A 23,789-nucleotide genomic window follows, 5' to 3' on the forward strand; every position below is an offset into this window, starting at 1 on the left:
TCCTCCTGAAAGCGAGACCTCCCATGCCCGTGCACTTCTCCGAAGACCCCTGGACCCGCGTCACCTCCGTCCGCGGCTACCCCGCCGACGAGCTCATCTCGACCCTGCAGAAGTCGATCCGCCGCGGCGACACCCAGCTCGCGCTGCTCGTCGGCCGCGAGATGTTCGAGTCCAGCGCCGACCTCGAGGAGATGATGTGGGCCCGCCTCAACGTCGTCTCCTGCGAGGACGTCGGCGACGGCAGCTACTCCGAGCCCGTCGTCGTCAACAGCCTCTACCTGATGCACCAGCGCCTCGACCGCTCGTTCGGCGACCGCTGGCTGTTCGCGACCCACGCGATCCGCTTCCTCTCCGAGCGCACCAAGGACCGCACCTCGGACGAGCTCGCGAACCTGACCATGCACCTCATCAACGCGTCCGAGAAGCCGTTCGAGATCCCGGAGTACGCGCTCGACGTGCACACCCGGCGCGGCCAGCTCGCCGGCCGCTCGGTCGACGACTTCTGGGGCGACGGCGGCGGCTCCGAGCTGGTCAACGAGGTCGCGGGCCGCGACAGCGCGCTGAAGGACGAGATCCTCCGCCTCCGCGCCGCCGGGGAGTGGAAGGCGTGACCCTCGGCCTCTCCGCCGCGGGCGTCGTCAAGGAGTTCGACGTCGGCCGCGGCACGGTGCGCGCGCTCGACGGCGTCGACCTGGAGACCCGGGAGGGCGAGTTCACCGCCCTCCTGGGGCCCTCGGGCTGCGGCAAGTCGACGCTCCTGCGGATCTTCGCCGGTCTCGAGGGCGTGAGCGGGGGCGTCGCGCAGCTGCACGGCGCCGATCCCGAGCGCGCCCGGATCGACCACCGCGTCGGAGTGGCGTTCCAGGACTCGGCGCTGCTGCCCTGGCGCAGCGCCGCGTCCAACATCGCGCTCGCCTACGAGGTGTCGGGGCGGCGCACCGACCGCGCCGCGATCGCCGCGCTGATCGAGCTGGTCGGCCTGACCGGCTTCGAGAAGGCCAAGCCCGCGCAGCTCTCGGGCGGCATGCGCCAGCGGGTGTCCCTCGCCCGCGCGCTGGCCATGGAGCCGGACGCGCTGCTGCTCGACGAGCCGTTCGGCGCCCTCGACGAGGTCACCCGGCACCGGCTGAACCTGGAGCTGCAGCGGATCTGGACCGAGCGCGCGACCACGACGCTGCTCGTCACCCACAGCATCAGCGAGGCCGTGTTCCTGGCCGACCGTGTCGTGCTGATGGCGGCGCGGCCGGGCCGGATCGTCGAGATCGTCGACATCGACCTGCCGCGCCCGCGCACCGCGGAGCTGCAGCAGACGCCGGAGTTCCACGCCTACTGCGACCGGCTCTCGCGCGGACTGTTCGGCGAGACGATCGCGGCGGGAGTGCCGCGGTGACGGCGCTCGCCCCGGCGGCGCGGCCGAGCACCCGCACCAGCGCCGTGCTGATCCGCCGTCGGCCGCGCGGCGCCGTCGGCCGCGTGGTCCCGATCCTCGGGCTGATCGCGCTGTGGTGGCTCGTCGCGCTGGTCGCCGCGCCCCTGCGCGTCGTCCCGACGCCGTGGGCTGTGGTGGCGGCGTTCGTCGACGACCTGTCCGTGCTGCCGATGAACGTCGGCGCGACCCTCGCCAACGCCGGGATCGGCTACGTCGTCGGCAACGCGGTCGCGGTGCTCGCCGCGATCCTGTTCGTCCAGGTCCCGTGGACCGAGCGGGTGCTGCTCCGGATCGCCGTGATGAGCTTCTGCGTGCCGCTGGTGGCGATCACGCCGATCCTGGTCGTGGTCTTCCCGGGCGACATGCCCAAGCAGATCCTGGCCGGGCTGTCGGTGCTGTTCACCACGCTCGTGTCCTGCCTTCTCGGCCTGCGCTCGGTGAACGGCGCGACGGTGGACCTCGTCCGCTCGATGGGCGGGTCGGACCGCGTCGTGCTGCGGAAGGCTCGGCTGACGGCGATGCTCCCCGGCCTCTTCGCCGGTCTGCAGATCGCCGCACCCGCCGCGATCCTCGGCACCATCCTCGGCGAGTACCTCGGCGCCTCCCGCGGCCTCGGCGTGATGCTGGTGCAGGCGCAGTCGTCGTTCCAGGTGCCGCGGACCTGGGCGGTCGCGCTGACGATGTCGGCACTGGCCGGGCTCGTCTACTTCGCGGCGGGACTGATCGGCCGCGCCGCCACTCCGTGGGTCTCGCGCGACGTCTCGACCGCGGTCGGCCAGAGCATCGCGACCGCGTCGGGACTGCGCGGCGGCCGGAGCGCCGTCACGGCGCTCCTCGGGCTGCTCGGCTCGATCGCGGTGGTCGTCGCGGTCTGGTGGGGCGCGATCCTGGCGTTCGACCTGTCGCCGTACTTCGCGAAGACGCCGCTGGACGTGCTGACCCACCTCTTCGCGGCTCCCGACGCCGCTGCGAACCGCGGGCTCATCCTCGACGGCCTGGCCATCACGCTCCGCGACGCCGGGGTCGGCTACGTCATCGGCACCGCGCTGGCCTGCCTCGTCGCGGTGGGGATCGTGCTGTCCCGCTGGGTCGAGCGCACGGTGCTGCCCGCCGCCGTGGTGATGCGCTCGATCCCGCTGGTCGCGATGACCCCGCTGCTCGCCCTGGTCTTCGGGCGCGGGCTGCTCGGCGTGACGGTGATCGTCTCGCTGGTGACCTTCTTCCCGACGCTGGTGAGCGTCGCGGCCGCCCTGCGCGCCGCGCCGGTCCTCGCCTGCGACCTCGTCGTCTCGATGGGCGGCTCGACCGCGATGGTGACCCGCAAGGTCCGCCTGCTCTACGCCCTGCCCGCGATCTTCGCCTCTGCGCGGATCGCCGTGCCGGGCGCGTTCGCCGGTGCGACGCTGGCGGAGTGGCTCGCGACCGGCGAGGGCCTGGGCAGCATGCTCGTCCGCGACTACGCGGCCTCGCGCTTCAGCGCGCTGTGGTCGGAGACGGTGGTCGTCGTCGCGGTCGCCGTCGCGCTGTACGCGCTGGTGAGCGTGGTGGAGCGGCCCGTGGTGCGGCGCTTCGCGGCCGGGCAGGGGTGACGGGGTGAGGGGCCGGGCGGGGCGGATCGAGTGAGGGCCTGACGCCCCCCAACAGGGGGGCCCTCTGCCGGTGCCCATTGCCGAGGCGGTGGCCGTCTCGCTAGCTTTCGAGCACCGATCCGTTCCCCTGTCGACCCCGACACCCCGCCCGCGACGCCGCGGCCGCGAGGGAGGAGGGATCGCGACGAGGGACCGGAGCGGCCCGATCCGCCCTCTCGAGAAAGGCGACACGATGTCGTCATCGCTCCACCTCTCCTGCACGCCGACCGCCGCGGTGGTGGCACTGTGAGGGCCCCGCGCCGCTCACGGGTCGCCCTGATCGCCGCCGCGGTGATCGCCGGCACCGTCGGCCTCACGCCCGCCCTCAGCGCCGCCGCCGCCCCCACCGCCTCGACGGACGTCACCTGCACCGACGGCGCCCCCGTCAGCGCTGTCGTCGCCGGCGACACCGGCGGCCCGGTCGCCGGCACGGGGGCCACGAACCTCGGACTGGCCGTCAACGGCACGACCGCCACCCAGACGACCGTCCCGGCGACCGGCGGCCCGTTCGCCTTCGCCCCGGTGCCCGTCAAGACGGGCGACCGCCTCGTGGTCTGGGCCGGCAGCTCGGCCAACGTGCAGTACAGCTACGACGTCACCGCCGCGTCCTGCGACGACGGGACGACGCCCACGCCGACCCCGACCGCCACCGGCACCCCGACGGCCACGCCGACCGCCACGCCGACCGCGACGCCCACCGCCACGCCGACCGCGACCCCCACCGCCACGCCCACGGCGACTCCGACCGCCACGCCGACCGCGACTCCCACGCCCGGTGGCCCCGTGGTCGTCACCCGCATCGCCGGCGTCGACCGTCAGGACACCGCGGCGAAGGTCTCGGCCGCGACGTTCAAGGCGAACGTGCCGGTCGTCTTCATCGCCACCGGCGGCAACTTCCCCGACGCCCTCGCCGCGGCACCCGCCGCCGCGAAGCAGAACGGCCCGCTGCTGCTGGTCGACCAGGACTCGATGTCGCAGCCGGTCCGCGACGAGCTGCGCCGCCTCAAGCCGAGCAAGATCGTCGTCGTCGGCTCGAACCTGAGCGTCAGCGACCGCCTCGTGACCGAGCTGGCCGCCTACGCGAAGACCGGCGAGGTCCAGCGCATCGGCGGCGTCGACCGCTACGACACCGCGGCGAAGCTCGTCGAAGCCGCGTTCCCGAAGGGCTCCTCGCAGGCCTGGCTCGCCACCGGTGAGAAGTTCCCCGACGCCCTCGCCGCGGCTGCCGCGGCCGGCTCGGTCCGGGCGCCCGTCCTCCTGGTGAACGGCGGACTCAGCGCCGTCGACGACACCACCCGCTCCCTGGTGCAGGGCCTCGGCGTCAAGAAGCTGACCATCGCGGGCGACCCGCTCTCGGTCAGCACCGGCATCGAGAACTCGTTCCGCATCACGCCGATCCGCATCGGCGGCGTCGACCGCTACGACACCTCGGTCCAGCTGAACCGCGCCGCCTTCACGGCCGCGTCGACGGTCTACCTCGCCACCGGCGAGAAGTTCCCCGACGCCCTCTCCGGAGCGGCCGCCGCCGGCTTCACCCGCAACCCGCTCTACACGGTGAAGCCCGACTGCGTCCCCCAGCCCGTCCTCGACGACATCAAGAGCCTCGGCGCCACCAGCGTCGTGCTGCTCGGCGGGACCGGCACCCTCTCCGACGGAGTGGCGAGCCTGACGGCCTGCCGCTAGCCACCCGCCGCCCACCCGGCCGCTCACTCGCCCGAGAAGGCTCGTTCCCCACCCGGAGAACGAGCCTTCTCGGGCGAATCAGTTCCATTGGAAGCGAAACGGCAGGAGCCCCCGGTTGAGGGGCCATTCGGCTAGGCGCACGATGACGCCTACCTCCAGGGAAGGTAGCCGAATCACTCACGAGTCGCGCGGTGGCCAACTATCTTCACCGGTTGTCGGCGACGCGGCCGTGACGCCTGCTACGCGGCAACAAGCGTCGAGCCGCCCTTCGCGCGGCGCTTTGGAGCGAGGCGGAGGTGGGGCGAGGTGCCCGAAAAAACTCGATCAGCATCGAGCCGAACGGCAATCGAGTCGCTCAGCGCGCGCACTACCGCTCTGACCGCTCTCCCTATTGACCACTCGAGGTGAGCCGTTAAAGATCGCTAAGCCTGAGCAGGCAAATCTGCGTCTTGCGCCGGACGATGTCCGGGCTTGGTCAGCTCGAGGCTCGCCAGGTGTTTCTGCAGGCGCTTGGACATCGGGAGGAATGTAGCAAAGGTCAGCCCACCCGAGAAGACGGCTCCCACGATCGGAACAAATTTTGCGACGCCGCTCGCGAACAGCTGCTTGGTCATGCTCACGCCAAGGAACCCTGCGACCTTCTTCACGACCGGGTACAAGACGCCCTTAGTCAACGCCTGCTGGGGGAGCTTCTTGAGCATCTGCCCGGCGATCATAGCCGAGGCCTTCGATACCCCCGCCTGAGCAAGTTGCACGCCGAACATCACGCCAACGAACAATGTGAGCATGCCTTCGGTGGCTTCGTCGACCTCTTCCCCCTCCTCCACAAAGAGATTCGGCCAGCTATAGATGTAGGCAAGCTTCTGAGCAATGCGTAGAACGTGGCCAAAATACTGCGCCATATCAGCTGGAACGGTTCCGACCATCGCAAGCCCTCCGGGAATCCCGGCGATGGTAGATATGCCCGTCACCTTGCTGGTCTCGTACGAGATCGACGTGTTCGCAGCATTCTGGATCACGGAAAGAGGGATACCGGCAGCCGCCGGACTCTCCGCGATCGCTGCCTGGATCTGCTCATCAGTGCAGTAACGGTTTAGTGCAGAGCGCAAATAAGCTGCCCGGTCGATACGGACGCCGGGCAACCTTGCTGCGGCATCCAGGACCTGGGTGAACTTGGTGCTTGCAGTGTCTAGAGATGCATCGGCCATTGCCTGAGCCTACCCGGAAGCGAATGCTTCAAACATTACGGAGGGCGGCTGGATCTGCAATCTTCAACGCAGACGAGCAAGTTCATCTCAATACCAGCGAGATCGACGTCTCGACTCACCCCGTGGGCACCACCCAACCCCCCTGACCCCCCTGTCCGCTTCCGGACACGTCCGCAAGCGGCTCTTCCGTCGGCGGCCGCGCGGCGTCAGACTCGACCGATCCCCTCTGCGTCCGCGGCAGCGCAACTCCCGCACCCACTTCAGGAGTCCCGCCCGTGAGCACGAGCGCACCCCAGGCCTCCGCCGCGACCGAGGCCGAGACCGGGACCGACGGAGCCGAGACCGCAGCCGCAGCCCGCCGTCCGCTCCGCGCCTGGCTGAGCCAGGGCTCCTACGGCCCCACCGATCTCACGCGGCGCGGCGTCCTGCTGGTCGTCGTGTCGGTCCTCGCCGTGCTCGTGCCGGTGGTGACCCTCACGCTGCTCGACGTCGACTCGCACGTCTCGCTGAAGGTCTGGATACTGGCCGTCACCGTGATCGCGCTGCTCGGGGCGCTGCTGCGCGTCGTCGCGGACATGCGGCCCGGCCCCCGCAGCGATCTCGACCGGGCCGGCAAGGCGGTCGGGGCGGTCGCGGCGCTGTTCACCGCGCTCGCGGTCATCATCGACTGGAGCCTGCTGCACCTGTAGCGGGGCAGCGCGGAGGGATCCGCGCTCAGGACTCGGGCAGGAACCGCACCGGCAGATCCGCGATGGACAGCCCGGACTCGCGCAGAGCCTCCTCGACAGCGGCGTGCTCACTCTCGGGGGCGGTGACCTGGACCTTGTCGACGCCGTCCGTCTGCGTGCCGTCGCTGCTGTCGGAGAAGCCCGTCACGCCGTGCCGCCCCAGCAGCTCGGCGAGCAGTGCCGCGTAGCGCTCCTGCTACCCCGACCGGACCAGCGCGCTGATCGTCCAGCTGCACAGGGTCGCCCCGCCGACCGCGAGACCGGTCGCGGCGACCGCCGCCAGGGGGAGCCACCACCGCCCCGTCATCCGACCAGGGTGCCTCGCCGGCGCCCGTCCCACCGGCGCGGAGGGCCGCGCTCGGGCGAACGCGGGGTGAGCGGACGTCGCCGGGCACAATGGGACGGTGCCGCCCACCTCCGCCGACCCGCGTCCGGATCCGCAGCCGGACCCCGCCGCCGATCCGCGCGACGACGTGGCCGGCGACGGCCGCGACGAGACCGAGAACGAGCGGCTCGACCGCAACTGGAGCGAGATCCTGCAGGAGCTGCGGGTCATCCAGACCGGGACGCAGATCCTCACCGGGTTCCTGCTGGCGATCGCCTTCCAGCAGCGCTTCGAGGACCTCGACCTCTTCCAGACCGACGTCTACCTGGTGCTGATCAGCGGCTCGGTGCTCGCGACCCTGCTCGGGCTCGCGCCGGTCAGCCTGCACCGCGAGCTGTTCCGCCGCCGGGCGAAGCGGACGCTGGTGCGGGCGGCCGACGTCCTGCTGCGGCTGACGCTGATGGCGGTGGCGCTGGTGCTCGTGGGAACCGTGCTGCTGATCTTCGACGTCGTCACGACGCGGCCGCTCGCGATCACGATGGCGTCGGTCACGGCGGTGCTCATCGTCGGCATCTGGCTGGCGCTGCCGTGGCGGATCCGGCGGCGCGGGTAGGCGCACGGCGATTGCAGGGGGGGGTGGATCTCGATACGCCCGCTCCGCGGGCTACTCGATCAGCATGAAGGCGCGGATCTCGATACGCGCGCTGCGCGGGCTACTCGATCAGCATGAAACGGGCGGGCCGGCCATGCCGGTCGAGCAGCGCGCAGCGCGTGTCGAGACCCGCATCGGCGCAGGATGACGGATGCGCGGCGCGCGCCCCGCCCGGGCCGACCGCGCCGTCGCGCCAGTCGTCTGCGCATCCCCGCCAGTGCCGGGGCTTGCGCCCACCGCTCGGCACTGGAGCGCCACCGCCTCGCCCGCCGCCCGCTGTCGCGGCCCGTCCCCCGCCGCTCCCCCGCGCTGACCGCGACGACTCACTGATCCCGCGGTCCGACGCCACCACTCGCGCCCGCCCGCAGCGCGCCCGCCGCCCAGCCCGCGCGCCGCCGCCGCCGCGCGTCGCCATCGGTGACCACTCGCCGCTGAGCGCACCCTGTGCGCCGCCTGAGAGCACGTCACTGGATTGGACCTGCGCGTGCCCAATCCGGGGGTCAAGGCGCGTCGACCTGAACCGTATCTTGATGCCTGCTCCACCCGGACCGCCCGCTGGAGCAGCCCGGAGGGATCGGATCATGACGGAAGTGCGCGCGCTCGCCCGCCACCGTCACCCCACTCCGCAGACCCCGACCTCGGCAGCACCGCGCCCGCTCGCCCTGACGCTGATCCTCGTCCTGCTCGCCGCCGTCCTCGTCGTCCTGCCCGCGCCGCGCGCGGAGGCCGCCACCGTCCTGCTCCAGGAGGGCTTCGGCGGCACGAGCGTCGTCGACCCCGCCTGGCAGGCCCTCGACAGCGCCTGCATCACCCGCGCCACGACGGCGCCGCCCGCCGGCACCTCGACCCTCGGCGTCTGCGCCAACCGCACGCAGGCTCCCGCCGCCGCGACCACCCCCGGCTTCCTGCAGCTCACCGACACCCGCACCAACGCCAAAGGCGGCGCGGTCTTCAACCGCCCGATCCCCGCGACCGGCGGCCTCGACGTCCAGTTCGACCAGTACCAGTACCAGGCGGCGCTCGGCCTGCAGGGCGCCGACGGCATCGGCTTCTTCCTCACCGACGGCTCGCGCAGCCTCACCGCTGCGGGCGCTCCCGGCGGCTCGCTCGGCTACGGCCAGTCCACGACCGTCGACGGCGTGAACGGCGGCTACCTCGGCATCGGCCTCGACGTCTTCGGCAACTTCTCCAGCACCGGCGGCGGTCTCGGCGCGGGCTGCGCCACCCCGCCCACTCCTCCGGGCACGACCGCCAACCGCATCGTCGCCCGCGGCCCCGGGCAGGGCAAGACCGGCTACTGCTACATCGCGGGCACCGCCCCGCCCGGAACACTCGCCTCCCTCCGCCCGACCGTCAACCTCAGCGACACGAGCGCCCCCGGCACCGGCGCCGGACGCACCATCCGCGTCACCGTCTCGTCGGCCGCGTTCCCGGTGGTCACCGTCTACTACGGCGCCACGGCCGGCATGGCCGCCGCCTCGCTCACCCAGGCGCTGCAGTTCACGATGACCACCGCCGCCCCCTCCACCTACAAGCTCGGCTTCACCGCGTCGACCGGCGGATCGAGCGACACCCACCTGATCCGCAACGTCTCGGTCTCCTCCATCAACGACCTCGACGACATCTCGCTCGTCAAGCAGATCGACCGCACCACGACCCAGCCCGCCACCTACAACGAGGGCTCGGTCATCCCCTACCAGTTCGTCGTCACGAACGGCTCGGTCACCGGCACGCTCAGCGGTGTCGCCGTCTCCGACCCGAAGGTGCCGACCGTCACCTGCCCGACGACCACCCTCGCCCCACTCGCGTCGGTGATCTGCACCGGCAGCCATACCGTCACCGCGGCGGAGGCGGTCGCCGGGAACCTCGTCAACACGGCGACGGCCTCGGCCACCAAGACGACTCCGGGCCAGACGACCGTCACCGTCACGAGCCGCACCGCCACCGTCACCGCCCCGATCACCACGCCCGCCCCCGCGATCACCCTGGTCAAGTCCGGCGCCCTGACCGACACCAACGGCAACGCGCAGGCCGACGTCGGCGAGCAGATCGTCTACACCTTCCGCGCCACGAACACCGGCAACGTCACCCTGCAGAACGTCGCCGTCACCGACACGAAGGTCGCCTCGATCACCCCGGCGACCGCGACGATCGCCCCCACCGCGCAGGCCGTCTTCACCTCCGCCGCGTACACGGTGACCCAGGCCGACATCAACAGCGGCACCGCGATCCCCAACACGGCGACGGTCACCGGCCGCACCCTCGCGGCGAGCCCCACGACGGTCACGGCGAGCTCGAGCACCACCACGCCCATCCGCTACGCGCCGGCCCTGACGCTCACCAAGAACGGCGCGCTCAACGGCGCCGCCGCGGTCGGCTCGACGATCACCTACTCCTTCACCCTCGTGAACACCGGCAACGTGCCGCTGACGTCCGTGGCGATCGCCGACCCCAAGGTCACCGTGATCTACGGAGCCTGGCCCGGCACCGCCGGCCAGCTCGGCATCGGCCAGCAGGTCACCGCGACCGCCAGCTACCCGCTGACCCAGGCCGACGTCGACGCCGGCTCGGTCGTCAACACCGCCACCGCGACGGGCACCCCGCCCACCGGCGCCGCCGTCACCAGCACCGCCACCCGGACGATCACGCTCACCCGGGCCGCCGACCTCGCCTTCACCAAGACCGCCAACCCCGCCTTCATCAGCACCGCGGGCACCGTCGTCACGTACACCTTCCGCGCCACCAACACCGGCAACACGACCCTCACCAGCGTCGGGATCACCGACCCGAAGTCCGGCCTCTCGGCGCTGACCTTCAGCTGGCCCGGCACCGCCGGCCGGCTCACGCCCGGCCAGGTCGTCAGCGCGACCGCCACCTATACGACCACCGCGGCGGACGTGACGGCCGGCACGATCTCGAACACCGCGACCGCCACCGCGACACCGCCGACCGGCTCCGCGATCACCCGCACCGCCTCCGTCACGATCTCGGTGATCCCCGACCCGCTGCCCGACGCGGCGACGGTCGTCCAGGGCGGCTCGGTCGTCGTCGACGTGCTCGCCAACGACGGCGCCGCGGCGACCGGCGCGACCTTCTCCCGGGCTCAGCTCTCGGCGACCCCCAAGGTCGTCGGAGGTGCCGCCACCCCCGCCCCCGCGACCCCCGTCTTCGGCTCGGTCACCTGCGTCGACAGCGGCGCCACCCGCGGGCAGTGCACCTACCGCCCGATCGCCGCCTTCGTCGGCACCGACGTCTTCGACTACGCGCTCTCGGGCACCTACGGCACCTGGAACGTCCGCGTCACGATCACCGTGACCGCCCTCAACCACGCGCCGATCGCCCGCCCGGACCGCGCCGTCGCGACCGCCGGCGGCCCCGCCGTCACGGTCTCGCCGCTCGCCAACGACACCGACGAGGACGCCGGCACGACGCTGACCCTGAGCGCCGTCGGCACCGCGAGCAGCGGCACCTTCTCCTGCACGGGCGCGACCTGCACCTACACGCCGGCGGCGGCCTTCACCGGCACCGTGCCGATCGCCTACACCGCGAGCGACGGTGCGCTCACCGCGAGCAGCACGATCACGGTCTTCGTCGACCCCGCCCCGCTGGTCCCCCGCGGCTTCACCGACACCGACACGACGAGCGGCGCGATCGGCCTCGGCGCCTGGACCCGCTCCTCCGTCGTCGCCACCCCCGTCGCGAGCTGCACCGCGAACCGTCCGAGCACGCTCGTGAGCTGGTCCGCCGCACCCGGCGCCACCGGCTGGACCCTCGAGCGCCGCCTGGCCGGAGCGACGCCCGGCGCCTGGACCGTCGTCGCGACGCCCGCGGCGAGCGCCACCTCCTTCACCGACGACCGACTCGGCGAGGGCCGCAGCTACCAGTGGCGGGTCCGACCCGACCTGCAGCGCTGGCTCGGCACCGCGTCGGCCCCCTCGACCGCCGTCGCGCAGCCGGCCGTCGTCACCGCGAGGGGCTGCTGATGCCACGGCCGCCTCGCCCCACGAACCCTCCCATCCGTCCTGCACACGCCCGCGTGAGGGAGACCAGGCCCGCACCGGGCACCCATCTGAAAGGAACCGTCATGACCGCCACAGCCTCCACCGAGAACGACTCCCGCAAGCGCGCCCCCTGGAAGAGGATCGCCCTCACCGGCGGTGTCCTCCTCGCCGCGGGCGCCCTCGCCGGCGCCGGCGCCTTCGCCGTCTTCACCGACTCCGGCACCGCGGTCGGCAACGTCGACGCCGGCCAGACCGACATCAACGTCACCGGCGGCTTCACCGTCACCGACATCGCGCCCGGCGACACGATCCAGCGCCCGCTGACCCTCGTGCTCCCGAACGCGACCAACGACGGCGACCTCGTCTCCACCGTGCGCTTCTACCAGGACGTCACCTCGGAGACCGCCGGCACCGACGACCCGCTGCTCGCCGGCCCCGGCGAGTCGCTCGTCACCGGCACCGACGGCCTCGACTACCGCCTGCTGACCTGCACCGTGGCGTGGACCACCGCCGCGACCGCCCCCGCGGTGAACGGCCCGTACACCTGCGCCGGGACCACGACGACGACCGGCAGCGGCAAGCTGTCGACCATCGGCGGAGTCGCCAACGCCGCGAACTTCACGCCGGCGAACTTCGGCCTCACCCCCACGGCGACCGGCACCTTCCCGTCGGACGCCGGCGACGTCTCGCTGAACACGCTGATCGAGCTCGTGCTGCCCACCGCGGCCGACAACGACTACGAGAACGCCGCCGCGCAGATCACCTTCACCGCCGCCGCCATCCAGCGCGCCGGCATCCAGAAGTAGCCGACCGCTCCCGCCCCGGCGCCGTGCCCGCCCGCACGCGCGGCCGGGGCGGGAGCTCCCCCTCCTCTTCCTGCCCTTCTCCCCTCTCCCTCTTCTTCCCCCCTTCTTCCCCTCGGAGCCCCATGCCAGCCCTGCGCGCGATCGGCGCCGTCCTCGCGGCGGTCCTCCTCGCGCCCGCGGTGTCCGCGGCGTCGGTCGCTCCGCCCGCCGCCCTGCTCGACGTGCGCGAGCTGACGGCTCCCGCCGCCCTCACCGGCCTCGCCCCCGGCGACACCACCGAGTGGGCCGCCGAGGTCACCAACGTCGGCTCGTCGGCGCACCAGGTGTCGGTCGCCTTCGCGGTCGACGGCGGCGACGCGCTCGCCACGGACCCGCGCGCCGGGCTCCAGCTGGTCGTCGACCTCTGCCCCGCCGCCTTCACGATCGACGACGTCCTCGTCGCCGACGGCCGCTCCGTCGAGCGCTACCGCTGCCCCGAGGGCGTCGAGCCGATGGGCACCGGACCGGCCGCGTCGCTCGGCCGGCTCGACGGGTCCCGGGCGCTCGACCGCGGCGAGACCGTCGGCGTGCGGGTCCGCGTGAGCTTCCCGAGCGGATCGGGCAACGCGCTCGAGAGCACGTCGGCCGCCCTGCGCGTGCTCGTGCGCGAGACCGGGGCGATCGACGGCTCCGGCGCTCCCGGGGACGGCCCTTCCGGGAACGGCGCCCTCGGGAACGGCGGCCCGGGGAACGGCCTCGCCGTCACCGGCCGCGACGTCGGCGCCGCGCTGCTCGGCGGCCTGCTCGCCCTCGGCGCCGGGCTGCTGCTCGCTGCCACCGGCCGCCGCCGGAAGGAGGCTCGATCGTGAGCAGCACGGACAGGACCAGACCCGTCGCGAGCAGACCGGTCGTCACGGGCCTTCGCCGCCTCCTCGGCCTGGCCGTCGCGCTCGTCGCGATCGCGGGCATCGCCGTCTTCGTCGCGTCCGCCCTCGGCGTCGTGCGCCTCGTGCCCGTGCTCTCGAACTCGATGGCGCCGGACATGCCCGTCGGCTCGCTCGCCGTCACCCTCCCCGTCGACCAGGCCGCGGTGCGCGCCGGCGACGTGATCGTCTTCACCGACCCCGACGTGCCCGAGCGCCGGGTGATCCACCGCGTCACGCTCGTCTACTCCGAAGCCGAGGCCGCCGAGCTGCGCGGCTGGTCGCCGGGGCTCCTCGCGCTGACCACCAAGGGCGACAACAACCCGCAGGCGGACCCGTGGATCGTCACCATCGCGGATCAGCGGATCTGGCGCGAGGAGTCGGTCGTGCCGATGCTGGGCTGGCCGAGCATCGCGCTCGCGCAGCCCCAGGCGCGCTTCGCGTTCTTCGCGATCGGCGGCGCGCTCGTCGTCGGCGCCGTACTCGTCGTCATCTGGCGTCGACCCGCGGAGGTGCGGTCGTGAGCGGCACGGGCGCGACCCGCGCGCACGGCCGTCGGCGCGCGGTCCCGGTCCGCCGCCGCTCCCGCGCACCGCTCGCCCTCGCCGCGGCGATCGCGCTGGTGCTCGGCGCCGGCGCCTCCGCATCCGCTCTCTTCCTCGACCGCGCGACCGCCGGCGCCCAGGTCGGCGCCGGCACCGTCGTCGCGGAGTTCGACGCCACGGGAGTCACCACCGTGCAGGTCCCCGTCACCGATCTGCTGCCCGGCGGCACGGCCCGGCGCCTCGTCGACCTCACCAACGCCGGCACCGTCTCGATGGGCGCCCTGCAGCTCGCGTCCGCCGCCACGACCGTCGGCGCGAGCGCCTCCGACGGCCTGCAGCTCGCCCTCGAGCGCTGCTCGGTGGCCTGGTCGTCCGACGCCGCCACCTGCCCCGGCACCACGACCACCGTCGCGGCCGACCGCCCCGCCACGGTCCGCATCGACCTGCCCGCCTCCCCCGCCTTCGCCATCGGAGCGACCGATCACCTCCGCCTCACCCTCCGGCTCCCGGAGTCGTCCCCGTCCGCCGCGCAGAGCACCTCCGGCACCCTGACCCTCGCCGTCCTCGGCATCCAGGCCCCGGGCAAGCACCGCTGACGCCGCCGCCCCGGCCGGCGCCGGGTCTCCTCGGAGGAGCCGCCGCCGCCGCCCATGCTGGTCGAGTAGCCCCGACAGGGGCGTATCGAGACCCACCCTCCCCAGCACGGCGGGCCCGGCGACCCCACTCCAGGCGTCGCCGGATCTCGATACGCCCGCTCCGCGGGCTACTCGATCAGCATGGAGGGACGCGAGCTCCGCACAACATCAGCTGAGAAGGGGTGCCCTCCGCTGACAGAGGAGGCCCACCCGCCTCAGCTGATGTTCTGCAGCACCCACCACCGCCTGCACGCCCCCTGCCGGTCGAATAGCCCCGACAGGGGCGTATCGAGACCCACCGTGTCCCGGACGGCAGGCCACCTCTCGGCGTCGCCGGATCTCGGTGCGCCCGCTCCGCGGCCTGCTCGATCAGCAGGGCGGCTGCAGGGTCGCGAGCGCCTCGTCGAAGCTCTCCGCGGAGGCGAGCACGCCCTCCGGACCGATCGCGATCCAGCGGCCGCGATCGCGCAACAGCAGGCCGAGCTCCTCGGACGGCCGGCGGCGGGTGCGGCGCAGCTCGAGGACGAACGCGCCGGGACCGGTCTCGCGGATCTCCGGCGTCCGGCGATCGGGCAGTCTCAGCGGTACACGCTCCACTCCTTCTTCATCACGCGGGTCTCCTGGCCGTCGACCGCGACGATCCAGGCGCCGTCGGTCTTCGCCAGCACGCGGCCGCGCAGGTACTGCGGCTCCCAGCCGTCGGCACGGTGCACCCACTTCACGAAGCGGGCGAACCGGCCCGGCATCACGTCGTCTCTGGACATCTGGTCCTCCCCGTCGTCGGAGCCGCGCCCGCAGCCGTCGCGGGACGACGGCGTCTCCGGATGCGGCCGGATGACAGGACTGTAGGACGCGCTCAGCGGCCAGGAGGAGACCCTTGACGGAATCGCCGGCGTGGGCAACAGCTGTCGGGGAGCGCCCGGATCAGCGCCCGAGCAGCCCCAGGACGCGCCGCTTGAGCGGGTGCAGCCGGTACGCCGCGTACCGCACCGCCGGGTGCACCAGCGCGCGCAGCCGCCGCAGCAGCGTGCTCCGCGCGGCCACCGCCTCCGCGTAGATCGCCGCCTGGGTGCGCGCCGCCGCCGCGAGGCTGAAGCGCTCGACGACCACCTCGCGCCCGAGCGCGCCGAGCCGCTCCCGCTGCTCCGCGTCGGCCGCCAGCGGCGCGAGGATCCCGGCGAGGCGCCCCGGCCCGTCGACGCCGTCGCCGAGCGAGTACCAGCCGCCGTCGAGGAAGAACGGCAGGGACTCCGGCGTCAGCAGCCGCCAGAACGCCTTCTCGCCCTGCACGACCAGCGGCTTCGCGAACGCCATCCCCCGCAGCGCGGAGCTGCCCATCCCGAGCACGATGTCGGCGACCGCGTAGGCGTCGCGCGGGTCGAGCATCTGCCCGGTCAGCGTCACCAGCTCGCGCGAGCGCCCCGCGTTCACCCGGTCCGCCGCGGCCTGCAGCTCGCCGCGGACCGGGCCGTCGCCGACGACGATCAGCCGGAGCCGCGGCCCCTCGGAACCCCGCTCGGCGTCGAGCCGCCCGACCGCCTCGATCGCCGCGAGGATCCCCTCGCGCTTGAGGTCGACGACCAGCCGCGCCACCGTGACGACCGCGATCTCGCCGTCCTGCACGTCGAAGCGCGCCCGCAGCTCCGCCGTCCGCGCGGCGTCCTCGACCGGCGCGTTCAGCTCGGTGTCCACCGGCGGCTCGATCAGGTGCAGCGTCGGCCGGCGCCGCGACTCCTCCTCGAGCAGCTCGACCACGCCGACGATCATCGGGAACGCGGCCGGCACGAAGTCGGGCACCTCCGGCGAGAGCACCGTGGTCACCACGGGCACGCCGTCGATCAGGTGCGGCCCGAAGGCGGCGTCCATCGTCGGCGCCCACTCGTAGGCGTGGATCAGGTCGATCCGCCGCTCGCGGACGATCCTCCGCAGCCGCGCCATGCTCCGGAAGGACAGGCGGGGCCCCTTCTCGGGCGCCTCCTCCCAGTCCAGCCCGAGCTCGGCGACCAGCGGGCGCAGATCGCCGTCCGGCCCGTAGACCACCGCCTCGTGGCCGAGCGCGGCCATCCGCCCGGCGAGCTCGATCCCGTTGATCTGGCTGCCGCCGACCTCCATCGTGTGCAGGCAGGTGAGGATGCGCATCAGACGGCCGGAGCGGGAGACGCGGCCGGGGTGGACGGGGCCGCCTGAGCCTGAGCCTGCGCCGCGACCTGGCGGCGGGCCTCGTCGATCGTCGCCAGCACCGAGACGACCTCGTGGTGCGGATGCACCGGCGATTCCACGAGCCCCGCGGCGACGTAGGAGGCGAACGCCGTCGCCTGGAAGGACAGCGCGCCGTACGGCCACGGCCCCTCGTCGGTCCAGACCTCCGAGTCCTGCCCCGAGCTCATGCTGCCGAGCGTCAGCGTCACGCCGCTCGGGCCGAAGAACGGGCTGTGCACCGCGAGCCGCCCCTCCGAGCCGAGGACCATCGCCTCGACCGGCAGCGACGTCTGGAGCGAGGTCGACAGCAGCGCGCGGGCGCCGGAGGCGGTGGTGAGCAGCAGGTCGGCGCTCGCGTCGACGCCCGTGCCCGGGTCGACGGTCCCGGAGGCGACGACCGAGGCGGGCGCGCCGAGCACCGAGGACGCGAACGAGATCGGGTACACCCCGGCGTCCAGCAGCGCGCCGCCGCCGAGCTCCTTCGCCCAGAGCCGCCCGGTCGGCTCGACGGGGACGGAGAAGCCGAAGTCGGCGGTGACCAGGCGGAGCTCGCCGAGCACCCCGCTCTCGACGACCTGGCGGATGACGTCGGCCTGGGGAAGGTAGCGCGCCCACATCGCCTCCATCACCAGCAGGCCGGCGGCGCGGCCCGCGTCGGTGATCTCGCGCGCCTCGTCCGCGGACATCGCGATCGGCTTCTCGATCAGCACGTGCTTGCCGGCCGCGAGCGCGGCGAGCGCCTGCGCGCGGTGCAGCGGGTGCGGGGTCGCGATGTAGACGGCGTCGATCCCGGAGTCGGCGACCAGCTCCTCGACCGTCGCGTGCACCGTCGCGATGCCGTGCTTGTCCGCGAAGGCCCGGGTCTTCTCGGCGTCCCGCGCGGTGACGGCGACGGCGCGCTGCACCGAGCGGGAGTGGATCGCCGCGACGAAGGCGTCGGCGATGCCCGTGCCGATCACTCCCCAGCGCAGGGCGGGGACGGAGGCGGGGTCGATCGTTCGCGGAGCGGGGAGGGTGACGGGCACCGCTGAATCCTACGGGCGCGGCCCCGCGGGATCGAGGGACGGGGAGGCCCCCGAGGGCTCCGGCCACGGGATCCCCTCGAAGACCGCCCTCAGCTTCGCTCCGCGGCCGGGATGCACCGCGCTCACCCAGGCGATCCGGCCGAGGAGGTGCGCCCGGAGGTCGGGCACCCCCGCCCGGTTCTGCCCGGCCGGCCCGTGCACGGCACAGTTGTGCAGGATCGCGTGCAGCCGGTCGACGTCGGCCCGCCGGACGGCCGGGTGCGCGTTGACCACGATCCCGGTCACGCTCTGCCGGGTGGACGCGGGGCGCAGCCGCGTCTTCCGCGGATTCACGGCGTAGCCCGCGTCCTCCACGATCCGCGCCGCCCCGCGGGCGAAGGCCTCCGCCCGCCGGGCGAAGCGCGCGTCGCCGCTGAAGGCGAGGTCGTCGGCGTAGCGGGTGTAGCGGGCGCCGGCCGCCTCGGCGTAGCCGGTCAGCCGGGCGTCGAGGCGGCGCAGCGCCAGGTTCGCCAGCGCGGGCGAGGTCGGCGCGCCCTGCGGCAGGTGCGCGAGGGCGAGGGAGCGGCGCAGCGCGGCCCGCTCCTCCGGCTCGCCGCCGGCGGGCATCCGGTGGATCGCGGCGACCGGCACGGCGTGAGTGCACAGCCCGGTCAGCGCGAAGGCGACCGCCTCGGTCAGCCCCTCGCCGCGCAGCAGCCGGAAGACCCGCGCCGCGGTGACCTGCGCGAAGAAGCGCTGCAGATCGAGGGTGATCAGCATCGCCGAGCCCGCGTGCAGAGCCGCCCCGGTGATCGCGCTGCGCCCCGGGACGAAGCCGTGCGCGGCCGGATGCACGGGGGCGAGGCCGACGATCTCGTCGAGGACGCTCCGCTGCACCGCGCGCAGCCGCGAGCGCGGCACCTCGAGCAGCCGCGGCGCCCGGCCCGGCCGCTGCCGCCAGACGTGGTCGTAGTTCTGGAGAGCGCCGGGGTGCGGAGCACCGTGCGGCGTCCGGCGGTTCCACTGCCCGAGGTCGGCGAACCCGTCCAGCTGCGAGGCGGCGAGCCCGAGCAGCCGCGCGAGGTCGTCCCGGCCGTCGATCGCCGGCACCGGCGAGGAGGAGGGCACAGCCCGCGCGGGAACCGGCGCGAGGTGCGCGACCACCGGCTGCGCGCGCTCCGGGAGCAGCCCCGCGACCACCTGCGCGAGCTCGCGCGGCGCGTCGAGCGGCGGATGCGGGAAGGCGACGAGCACCGCGGTGACCAGCGGGCCGATCCAGCGGCGGCGGGCGCCGAGGGAGTCGGCGGCCGCGGCGCGCAGCCCGGCGGGGGTCCACTCCGCGCCGAGGAACGCGTGCGCGAGCGCCTCGACCACCGCGTCCCGTCCGTGCACGACGACCCCCCGCCTCGTGCGCTCCAGCCTAGGCTGGGCGGCACCGCCCCTCCGGGCGAGGCGGACGGGCACGCGCTGCTCCGTCCTCTCCGGGGTCACCCCGGGGCACGTGGATCGACCAGGCATCACGCCGCAGGCACCCACCCGCGCTCCGCGCGGCACAGCGCCCGCACAGCTCGACAGGTCGCCCGGAGGGACGGCCTCGCCGCCCCCGACCGGAGTGGTCCCGAAAACGCACTCCCTCGATCCGGGGGTCGACGCGCGCGGGGGCCCGCTCTAGCCTTCAGGCACGTGCACGTCGTGACGACGCCGTGAACGATCACGGAAGGAGCCCGGATGGACACCTGGAGGCACCGTCTCCCGATCGAGGACTGGACCCCGCTGTTCTCCGGCCCCGTCGACTCCGTGCCCGCCGAGGCGCTCGACGCCGCGGCGCGCATCCTCCGCCTCCTCCCCGACATCGAGCGGCTCACCATCGGCACCCCCGACGGCCCGATCATCGCCGAGCGCGGCTCGTCGGCCTCAGCCTGGCAGGCGGCCGACCGGGTCGCGATGGCCCTGCTCGCCTCCTCCCCCGCGGTGACGGGGATCACCGCCTCCGCGTTCGACGCCCGCGACGGCGTCCGCCACGCCACCCCCGCCGACCCGTTCCTCACCCGCGAGGGCGGCCGGGCCGCGGCCCTGCGCGCCTCGATCGACCTCGGCGAGATCTCCGCCGAGGAGGCGGAGCGCCGGCACGCCGAGCTCCTCGCCGGTGAGGACGCCGACGATCCGCTCGAGGCCCTCTGGGACGCGGACTCCGCCTCGCGCCACTGACGCGCGCCGGCGGGGCCGGTCGCCCCGCCGCTCAGGACCCCCGGCGGTCGAGCCGGTCCAGCCGCGCGTTGTACGCCGCGAGCTCGGCCTCGCCGTCCCGGTCGGCCCGGCGGTCGTAGCGCTTGGCCGTCCGCTCCTCCGAGCGCACCCACTGCGCGACGACGACCAGCGCGATCAGCACCATCGGGATCTCGCCCGCCGACCAGGCGATCCCGCCGCCGACGCCCTGATCCGCGAGCAGTGCCTCCGTGTCGGTGTACCCGAGCGCCGTCCACCAGGGCGCGGCGAGGACGGTGGTCTGCGACATGATCGCCAGGCCGAAGAAGGCGTGGAAGGCCAGCGTCGCCAGCATCACCAGCAGCCGCAGCACGTGCCCCGGGCGGTCCGGCCCCGGGTCGACGCCGATCAGGACCCAGAAGAAGAGGTAGCCGGTCGCGAGGAAGTGCAGGGTCATCAGCACGTGGCCCTGGTGGCTGAACATCGCCCACTCGAACCAGCCGGTGTAGTAGAACGCGACGAGGCTCCCCGCGAAGAGCACCGCGGCGACCGGCGCCTTCGACAGCACGGCGAGGTAGCGCGAGTGCACGACCGCGAGGATCCACTCGCGCAGCCCCCGCCCGCCGTCACGGCGCACCGGCAGCACCCGCAGCGCGAGCAGCACCGGCCCGCCGAGCACCAGCAGCGGCGGCACGACCATCATCAGCAGCATGTGCTGGATCATGTGCGTGCTGAAGTGCACCTGCCCGTACACGCCCGGCCCGCCGCTGGTCGTGTAGGCGAGGGCGGCGCAGCCGGCCACCCAGGCGAGCGTGCGGCCGAGCGGCCAGGCGTCGCCGCGGCGCCGGAGCTTCAGCACCGCGTGCACGTAGAGGGCGGCGCCGACGACGGCGATCCCGAGCCACACCGCGTCGAGGTGCCACTGGTCGAGCATCCGCTCGGGCGTCACCTCGGGCGGGTAGCGGAAGCCGAGCAGGCTGCGCCTGGGATCGCCGCTCACCGGGTCCTGCGAGACCGGTGGCGCGCTGTTCGAGAGCGCCACCGAGACGCCGATCGTCAGCGCCATCACCAGCACCTCGCCGACCGCGACCGCGGTGAACGCGCGGCGATCGGCCGGGTCCGCGCGCAGCCGCGGGATCAGCCGCAGCCGGTGCCAGGCGCCCGCGCCGCCGAGCGCGAGCAGTGCGACGGCCTTCACGATCAGCAGCTGCCCGTAGGGCGTGCCGAGGTCCTCGAGCCCCTCGATCCGGAGCGACGCGTTGACGAGCCCGGAGAAGGCGACCGCTCCGAACGCCCATCCGGCCAGCACCGAGTAGCGCGCGACGACCGTGCCGATCTCGCCGCCGACGGTCCGCCGCAGCAGGATCACCGCGGCGAGCCCGCCCGCCCAGGCCGTCACTCCGATCAGGTGCACCGCGAGGCTGTTCACCGCGTTCGCGTGCTCGTCCGCGCCGGCCGCGTGCCCGGAGAGCGAGAGCGGCAGGAGCGCCAGCACGGCGATCGCGGTCGCCGCCGCCACCCAGCCGAGCCGCCGGGAGAAGAGGGTGAGCAGCAGCACCGCCGTCGCGCACGCCGTGGACGCCACGAGGGTCTGCCCCAGCTCGAGCTGCGTGGCGTAGAAGACGAGCTGGGTCCGGAAGCCCGGCGCGTCCAGCGGCTGCCCGATCGCGTTCGCCGCCGTGAAGACGAGCACGGCGAGCGCCGACGCCACCCAGACGGCCGCCGACCAGGTCGCCCAGCGCAGCGCCCGGTTCTGCGAGTACGAGACGATCCCGGGCGCGATCCGCTGACCGGGCAGGAGGAAGGTCGCGGCCGTGAGCAGGCCGATCGTCAGCGACGCGGCGGTGTCGTGCACGACTCGCGCGATCGGCAGGCCGCGGGTGACCAGCTCGCCGGGGTCGATCAGGCGCGTCTCGGTCGAGAACGCGCCGGTCCACGTCAGCCCGGCGAGCGCGACCGCGACCGCCGCGGGGACGGCGAGCAGCAGGGTCGCCTCCGCCGCGCGGAGCGGAGCGGCGGCCGGCCGCCCGGGCGGGAGGAGGTCGTCGTCGTGGTCGTCGTGGCCGAGGGGCGTGGAGGACGGTGCGTGCGCCACAGCAGTGGCTCCCTTCGCGCGGCCGGTCCGGAGGGACGGGGCATCGCGCACAGACCCCGCCCGCGGGCAGGGGTCGATGAGGACGCGCAGCGCGCGTCGAGGATCAGGAGGCGGGGGCGGCGGGCGGCCCGCGGCGGGGCACGGTGTCGGCGAGCACGTCCGCCACGACCGGGAGGATCGCGCGCGGCGCGGTCGACGAGCGGCGCCCGGTCGCCGCCGCGAGGACGGGGACGGCCGGCACCCGCACGAGTCGCGCGGCCGCGTGGGCCGTCGTCGCGGCGACCGCGATCAGCAGCGCCTCGCCCCGGTGCAGGACGGCGATCGTGACGACCGCCGCGAGCAGGTGCGCGATCCCCATCGAGGAGTCGTGCCCGCCCGCGTGGGCCGTCGCGGCGCTGACGTCGATCGGGCCGCCGTGGGCGTGCGCCGCACCGGCCGGCCCCGCCGCGGCGCCGATCTCGAAGAGCGCGTGGAAGAGCAGCTGGCTCACTCCGACCGAGGCGGCCAGGCGCGCGAGCGAGAGCCCGCGGCCGGCGAGCGCGACGCAGACCGGCACCGACAGCACGAGCGGCACCGCGAGTCCGAGGAGGCCCGGCAGTTCGCCGCCGCCCGCGACGTGCGAGAACAGGGCCGTGAGGGTCGCCACCGTCGCCGCCACGACACCGCGGAGGGTGCGGAGCGAGCGGGAGGACGACACCTCTCCAGTGTCGCAGGCGGATCGGCGCGGGCACCCTTCGCATCCGAGCCGATATGTGCAAAAGTGTGCATACGACAATACGTCCGCGGTCGTCGCGGTGAGCGGAGCACAGGGAGTCGCATGGGACACGACCACGGGCACGCCGGCTCCGCCGCCGCCCGCCACCGGCGCCCCCTCGTCATCGCCTTCGTGCTCACCGCCGCCTTCGCGGTCGTCGAGTTCGTCGTCGGCCTCACCACCGGCTCCCTCGCGCTGATCTCCGACGCCGCGCACATGGGCACCGACGTGATCGCGCTCGGGATGTCGATCGCCGCGATCTCGCTCGCCGCCCGCCCCGCCGCGAAGGCGCGCACCTACGGCTCCTACCGGCTCGAGGTGCTCGCCGCGCTCGCCAACGGCGTGCTGCTCTTCGGCGTCGCCGGCTTCGTGATCGTGGAGGCGGTCCGGCGCTTCGCCGAGCCCCCCGCGGTGCCCGGCGCGCCGCTCCTGATCACCGCCGTCATCGGCCTGGCGGTCAACCTGGTCAGCCTGCGCCTGCTCTCGGCCGGCGCGAAGGAGAGCATCACCCTGCGCGGGGCCTCGCTCGAGGTCCTCGGCGACGCCCTCGGCTCGATCGGCGTGATCCTCGCCGCGATCGTGCTCCTGACCACCGGCTGGGCCTGGGCCGACCCGATCGTCGGCGTGCTGATCGGCCTGCTCATCCTGCCGCGCACCTGGTCGCTGACCCGCCAGGCCCTCGGCATCCTGATGGAGTCGGCGCCCGCGCACGTCGACCTCGCCGCCGTCGAGCGCGACGTCCGCGCCGTCCCCGGCGTGCTCGCGCTGCACGACCTGCACGTCTGGACCATCACCTCCGGCATGGAGAGCGCGACCGGCCACATCGTCGTCGCCGCCGACGCCGACTACCGCGAGGCCCTCGCCGGAGTGCTCGCCGTCCTGCACGACGACCACGGCATCGACCACGCCACCATCCAGTGCGAGCCCGAGGCGTTCCCGGAGCGCCCGCACGCGATCTGAGCGCCGCCCCGCTGCCCCGCCACCCCGCCG

General features: G+C 73.9%; 23 protein-coding genes. 14 read left to right on the forward strand and 9 right to left on the reverse strand.

Annotated features, from left to right (window positions below; all coding sequences use genetic code 11):
* Window positions 1-23: 23 nt before the first annotated feature.
* The 4 genes from MT351_RS05270 to MT351_RS05285 all read left to right on the forward strand — a co-directional run bounded on the left by MT351_RS05270 (window position 24) and on the right by MT351_RS05285 (window position 4,740).
* Complete coding sequence (locus MT351_RS05270; RefSeq protein ID WP_123444462.1) at window positions 24-611, forward strand: AAA family ATPase; 588 nt, start codon at window positions 24-26, stop codon at window positions 609-611.
* Window positions 608-1,390: an ABC transporter ATP-binding protein gene (locus tag MT351_RS05275; protein ID WP_243581452.1), complete on the forward strand. Its 783-nt coding sequence runs from the start codon at window positions 608-610 to the stop codon at window positions 1,388-1,390. The genes MT351_RS05270 and MT351_RS05275 overlap by 4 nt, the downstream gene beginning before the upstream one ends.
* Window positions 1,387-3,018, forward strand: a complete 1,632-nt coding sequence (locus MT351_RS05280) for an ABC transporter permease (RefSeq protein ID WP_243581453.1) — start codon at window positions 1,387-1,389, stop codon at window positions 3,016-3,018. The genes MT351_RS05275 and MT351_RS05280 overlap by 4 nt, the downstream gene beginning before the upstream one ends.
* Window positions 3,019-3,303: 285 nt before the next feature.
* Entirely contained in the window at window positions 3,304-4,740 is a 1,437-nt protein-coding gene (locus MT351_RS05285; RefSeq protein WP_243581454.1) for a cell wall-binding repeat-containing protein, read from the forward strand.
* Between the two features lie 422 nt (window positions 4,741-5,162).
* Here MT351_RS05285 and MT351_RS05290 read toward each other — a convergent pair whose 3' ends face one another.
* On the reverse strand, window positions 5,163-5,948 hold the full coding sequence (locus MT351_RS05290) for a hypothetical protein (RefSeq protein WP_243581455.1): 786 nt from the start codon (window positions 5,946-5,948) through the stop codon (window positions 5,163-5,165).
* 275 nt (window positions 5,949-6,223) lie between these two features.
* Between MT351_RS05290 and MT351_RS05295 the strand changes: the two genes are divergently transcribed.
* The gene (locus tag MT351_RS05295; protein WP_243581456.1) at window positions 6,224-6,637 is read left to right on the forward strand and encodes a hypothetical protein; all 414 of its coding nucleotides are present in this window, start codon (window positions 6,224-6,226) and stop codon (window positions 6,635-6,637) included.
* A 25-nt stretch (window positions 6,638-6,662) separates the two neighbouring features.
* On the opposite strand, the gene MT351_RS05300 is transcribed toward MT351_RS05295, so the two are convergent.
* Window positions 6,663-6,824 (reverse strand): hypothetical protein, encoded by a 162-nt coding sequence (locus MT351_RS05300; protein WP_243581457.1) that lies wholly within the window; start codon window positions 6,822-6,824, stop codon window positions 6,663-6,665.
* Between the two features lie 256 nt (window positions 6,825-7,080).
* Here MT351_RS05300 and MT351_RS05305 point away from each other — a divergent pair, with 256 nt between their 5' ends.
* The 7 genes from MT351_RS05305 to MT351_RS05330 all read left to right on the forward strand — a co-directional run bounded on the left by MT351_RS05305 (window position 7,081) and on the right by MT351_RS05330 (window position 14,503).
* On the forward strand, window positions 7,081-7,614 hold the full coding sequence (locus MT351_RS05305) for a DUF6328 family protein (RefSeq protein WP_243581458.1): 534 nt from the start codon (window positions 7,081-7,083) through the stop codon (window positions 7,612-7,614).
* Window positions 7,615-7,678: 64 nt separating this feature from the next.
* Window positions 7,679-7,801 carry a hypothetical protein gene (locus MT351_RS19890; RefSeq protein WP_279398060.1) on the forward strand — a complete coding sequence of 41 codons (123 nt, stop codon included), beginning with the start codon at window positions 7,679-7,681 and terminating at the stop codon, window positions 7,799-7,801.
* A gap of 433 nt (window positions 7,802-8,234) precedes the next feature.
* Window positions 8,235-11,636: an Ig-like domain-containing protein gene (locus tag MT351_RS05310; RefSeq protein WP_243581459.1), complete on the forward strand. Its 3,402-nt coding sequence runs from the start codon at window positions 8,235-8,237 to the stop codon at window positions 11,634-11,636.
* Between the two features lie 101 nt (window positions 11,637-11,737).
* Entirely contained in the window at window positions 11,738-12,460 is a 723-nt protein-coding gene (locus tag MT351_RS05315; RefSeq protein ID WP_132435277.1) for a TasA family protein, read from the forward strand.
* Window positions 12,461-12,582: 122 nt separating this feature from the next.
* Window positions 12,583-13,308 carry a sortase gene (locus tag MT351_RS05320; protein WP_243581460.1) on the forward strand — a complete coding sequence of 242 codons (726 nt, stop codon included), beginning with the start codon at window positions 12,583-12,585 and terminating at the stop codon, window positions 13,306-13,308.
* Window positions 13,305-13,886 (forward strand): signal peptidase I, encoded by a 582-nt coding sequence (locus MT351_RS05325; RefSeq protein WP_243581461.1) that lies wholly within the window; start codon window positions 13,305-13,307, stop codon window positions 13,884-13,886. The genes MT351_RS05320 and MT351_RS05325 overlap by 4 nt, the downstream gene beginning before the upstream one ends.
* On the forward strand, window positions 13,883-14,503 hold the full coding sequence (locus MT351_RS05330; protein WP_243581462.1) for a peptidase: 621 nt from the start codon (window positions 13,883-13,885) through the stop codon (window positions 14,501-14,503). The genes MT351_RS05325 and MT351_RS05330 overlap by 4 nt, the downstream gene beginning before the upstream one ends.
* A 408-nt stretch (window positions 14,504-14,911) precedes the next feature.
* Here MT351_RS05330 and MT351_RS05335 read toward each other — a convergent pair whose 3' ends face one another.
* The 5 genes from MT351_RS05335 to MT351_RS05355 all read right to left on the reverse strand — a co-directional run bounded on the left by MT351_RS05335 (window position 14,912) and on the right by MT351_RS05355 (window position 19,137).
* Window positions 14,912-15,139 (reverse strand): hypothetical protein, encoded by a 228-nt coding sequence (locus MT351_RS05335; protein ID WP_123444448.1) that lies wholly within the window; start codon window positions 15,137-15,139, stop codon window positions 14,912-14,914.
* Window positions 15,121-15,306: a hypothetical protein gene (locus MT351_RS05340; protein ID WP_123734602.1), complete on the reverse strand. Its 186-nt coding sequence runs from the start codon at window positions 15,304-15,306 to the stop codon at window positions 15,121-15,123. The genes MT351_RS05335 and MT351_RS05340 overlap by 19 nt, the downstream gene beginning before the upstream one ends.
* A gap of 160 nt (window positions 15,307-15,466) precedes the next feature.
* Window positions 15,467-16,681 carry a glycosyltransferase family 4 protein gene (locus tag MT351_RS05345; protein WP_243581463.1) on the reverse strand — a complete coding sequence of 405 codons (1,215 nt, stop codon included), beginning with the start codon at window positions 16,679-16,681 and terminating at the stop codon, window positions 15,467-15,469.
* Window positions 16,681-17,766, reverse strand: coding sequence for a Gfo/Idh/MocA family protein (locus MT351_RS05350; protein ID WP_243581464.1), 1,086 nt, complete (start codon window positions 17,764-17,766; stop codon window positions 16,681-16,683). Before MT351_RS05350 ends, MT351_RS05345 begins: the two co-directional genes overlap by 1 nt.
* Before the next feature lie 9 nt (window positions 17,767-17,775).
* On the reverse strand, window positions 17,776-19,137 hold the full coding sequence (locus MT351_RS05355; RefSeq protein WP_243581465.1) for a reverse transcriptase family protein: 1,362 nt from the start codon (window positions 19,135-19,137) through the stop codon (window positions 17,776-17,778).
* A gap of 336 nt (window positions 19,138-19,473) precedes the next feature.
* On the opposite strand from MT351_RS05355, the gene MT351_RS05360 reads away from it, so the two are divergent.
* Window positions 19,474-19,953 (forward strand): hypothetical protein, encoded by a 480-nt coding sequence (locus MT351_RS05360; protein WP_123444444.1) that lies wholly within the window; start codon window positions 19,474-19,476, stop codon window positions 19,951-19,953.
* Window positions 19,954-19,984: 31 nt separating this feature from the next.
* Here the strand turns inward: MT351_RS05360 and MT351_RS20235 are convergent, their stop codons facing one another.
* Both MT351_RS20235 and MT351_RS05370 read right to left on the reverse strand, forming a co-directional pair.
* The gene (locus MT351_RS20235; protein ID WP_243581466.1) at window positions 19,985-22,045 is read right to left on the reverse strand and encodes a cytochrome c oxidase assembly protein; all 2,061 of its coding nucleotides are present in this window, start codon (window positions 22,043-22,045) and stop codon (window positions 19,985-19,987) included.
* A gap of 103 nt (window positions 22,046-22,148) precedes the next feature.
* Complete coding sequence (locus MT351_RS05370; RefSeq protein WP_243581467.1) at window positions 22,149-22,742, reverse strand: hypothetical protein; 594 nt, start codon at window positions 22,740-22,742, stop codon at window positions 22,149-22,151.
* A 120-nt stretch (window positions 22,743-22,862) separates the two neighbouring features.
* Here MT351_RS05370 and MT351_RS05375 point away from each other — a divergent pair, with 120 nt between their 5' ends.
* The gene (locus tag MT351_RS05375) at window positions 22,863-23,759 is read left to right on the forward strand and encodes a cation diffusion facilitator family transporter (RefSeq protein WP_123731705.1); all 897 of its coding nucleotides are present in this window, start codon (window positions 22,863-22,865) and stop codon (window positions 23,757-23,759) included.
* The last annotated feature ends 30 nt before the right edge of the window (window positions 23,760-23,789 follow it).

Source organism: Rathayibacter sp. VKM Ac-2926, from assembly GCF_022815565.1.
GTDB classification, from domain to species: Bacteria; Actinomycetota; Actinomycetes; order Actinomycetales; family Microbacteriaceae; genus Rathayibacter; species Rathayibacter festucae.

Bases quoted from the DNA above. Each gene is read 5' to 3' on its own strand.
- MT351_RS05270 (WP_123444462.1), top strand. From the start codon at position 24: ATGCCCGTGCACTTCTCCGAAGACCCCTGGACCCGCGTCACCTCCGTC.
- MT351_RS05290 (WP_243581455.1), bottom strand. From the start codon at position 5,948: ATGGCCGATGCATCTCTAGACACTGCAAGCACCAAGTTCACCCAGGTC.
- MT351_RS19890 (WP_279398060.1), top strand. From the start codon at position 7,679: ATGAAGGCGCGGATCTCGATACGCGCGCTGCGCGGGCTACTCGATCAG.
- MT351_RS05310 (WP_243581459.1), top strand. From the start codon at position 8,235: ATGACGGAAGTGCGCGCGCTCGCCCGCCACCGTCACCCCACTCCGCAG.
- MT351_RS05315 (WP_132435277.1), top strand. From the start codon at position 11,738: ATGACCGCCACAGCCTCCACCGAGAACGACTCCCGCAAGCGCGCCCCC.
- MT351_RS05320 (WP_243581460.1), top strand. From the start codon at position 12,583: ATGCCAGCCCTGCGCGCGATCGGCGCCGTCCTCGCGGCGGTCCTCCTC.
- MT351_RS05340 (WP_123734602.1), bottom strand. From the start codon at position 15,306: ATGTCCAGAGACGACGTGATGCCGGGCCGGTTCGCCCGCTTCGTGAAG.
- MT351_RS05345 (WP_243581463.1), bottom strand. From the start codon at position 16,681: ATGCGCATCCTCACCTGCCTGCACACGATGGAGGTCGGCGGCAGCCAG.
- MT351_RS05360 (WP_123444444.1), top strand. From the start codon at position 19,474: ATGGACACCTGGAGGCACCGTCTCCCGATCGAGGACTGGACCCCGCTG.
- MT351_RS05375 (WP_123731705.1), top strand. From the start codon at position 22,863: ATGGGACACGACCACGGGCACGCCGGCTCCGCCGCCGCCCGCCACCGG.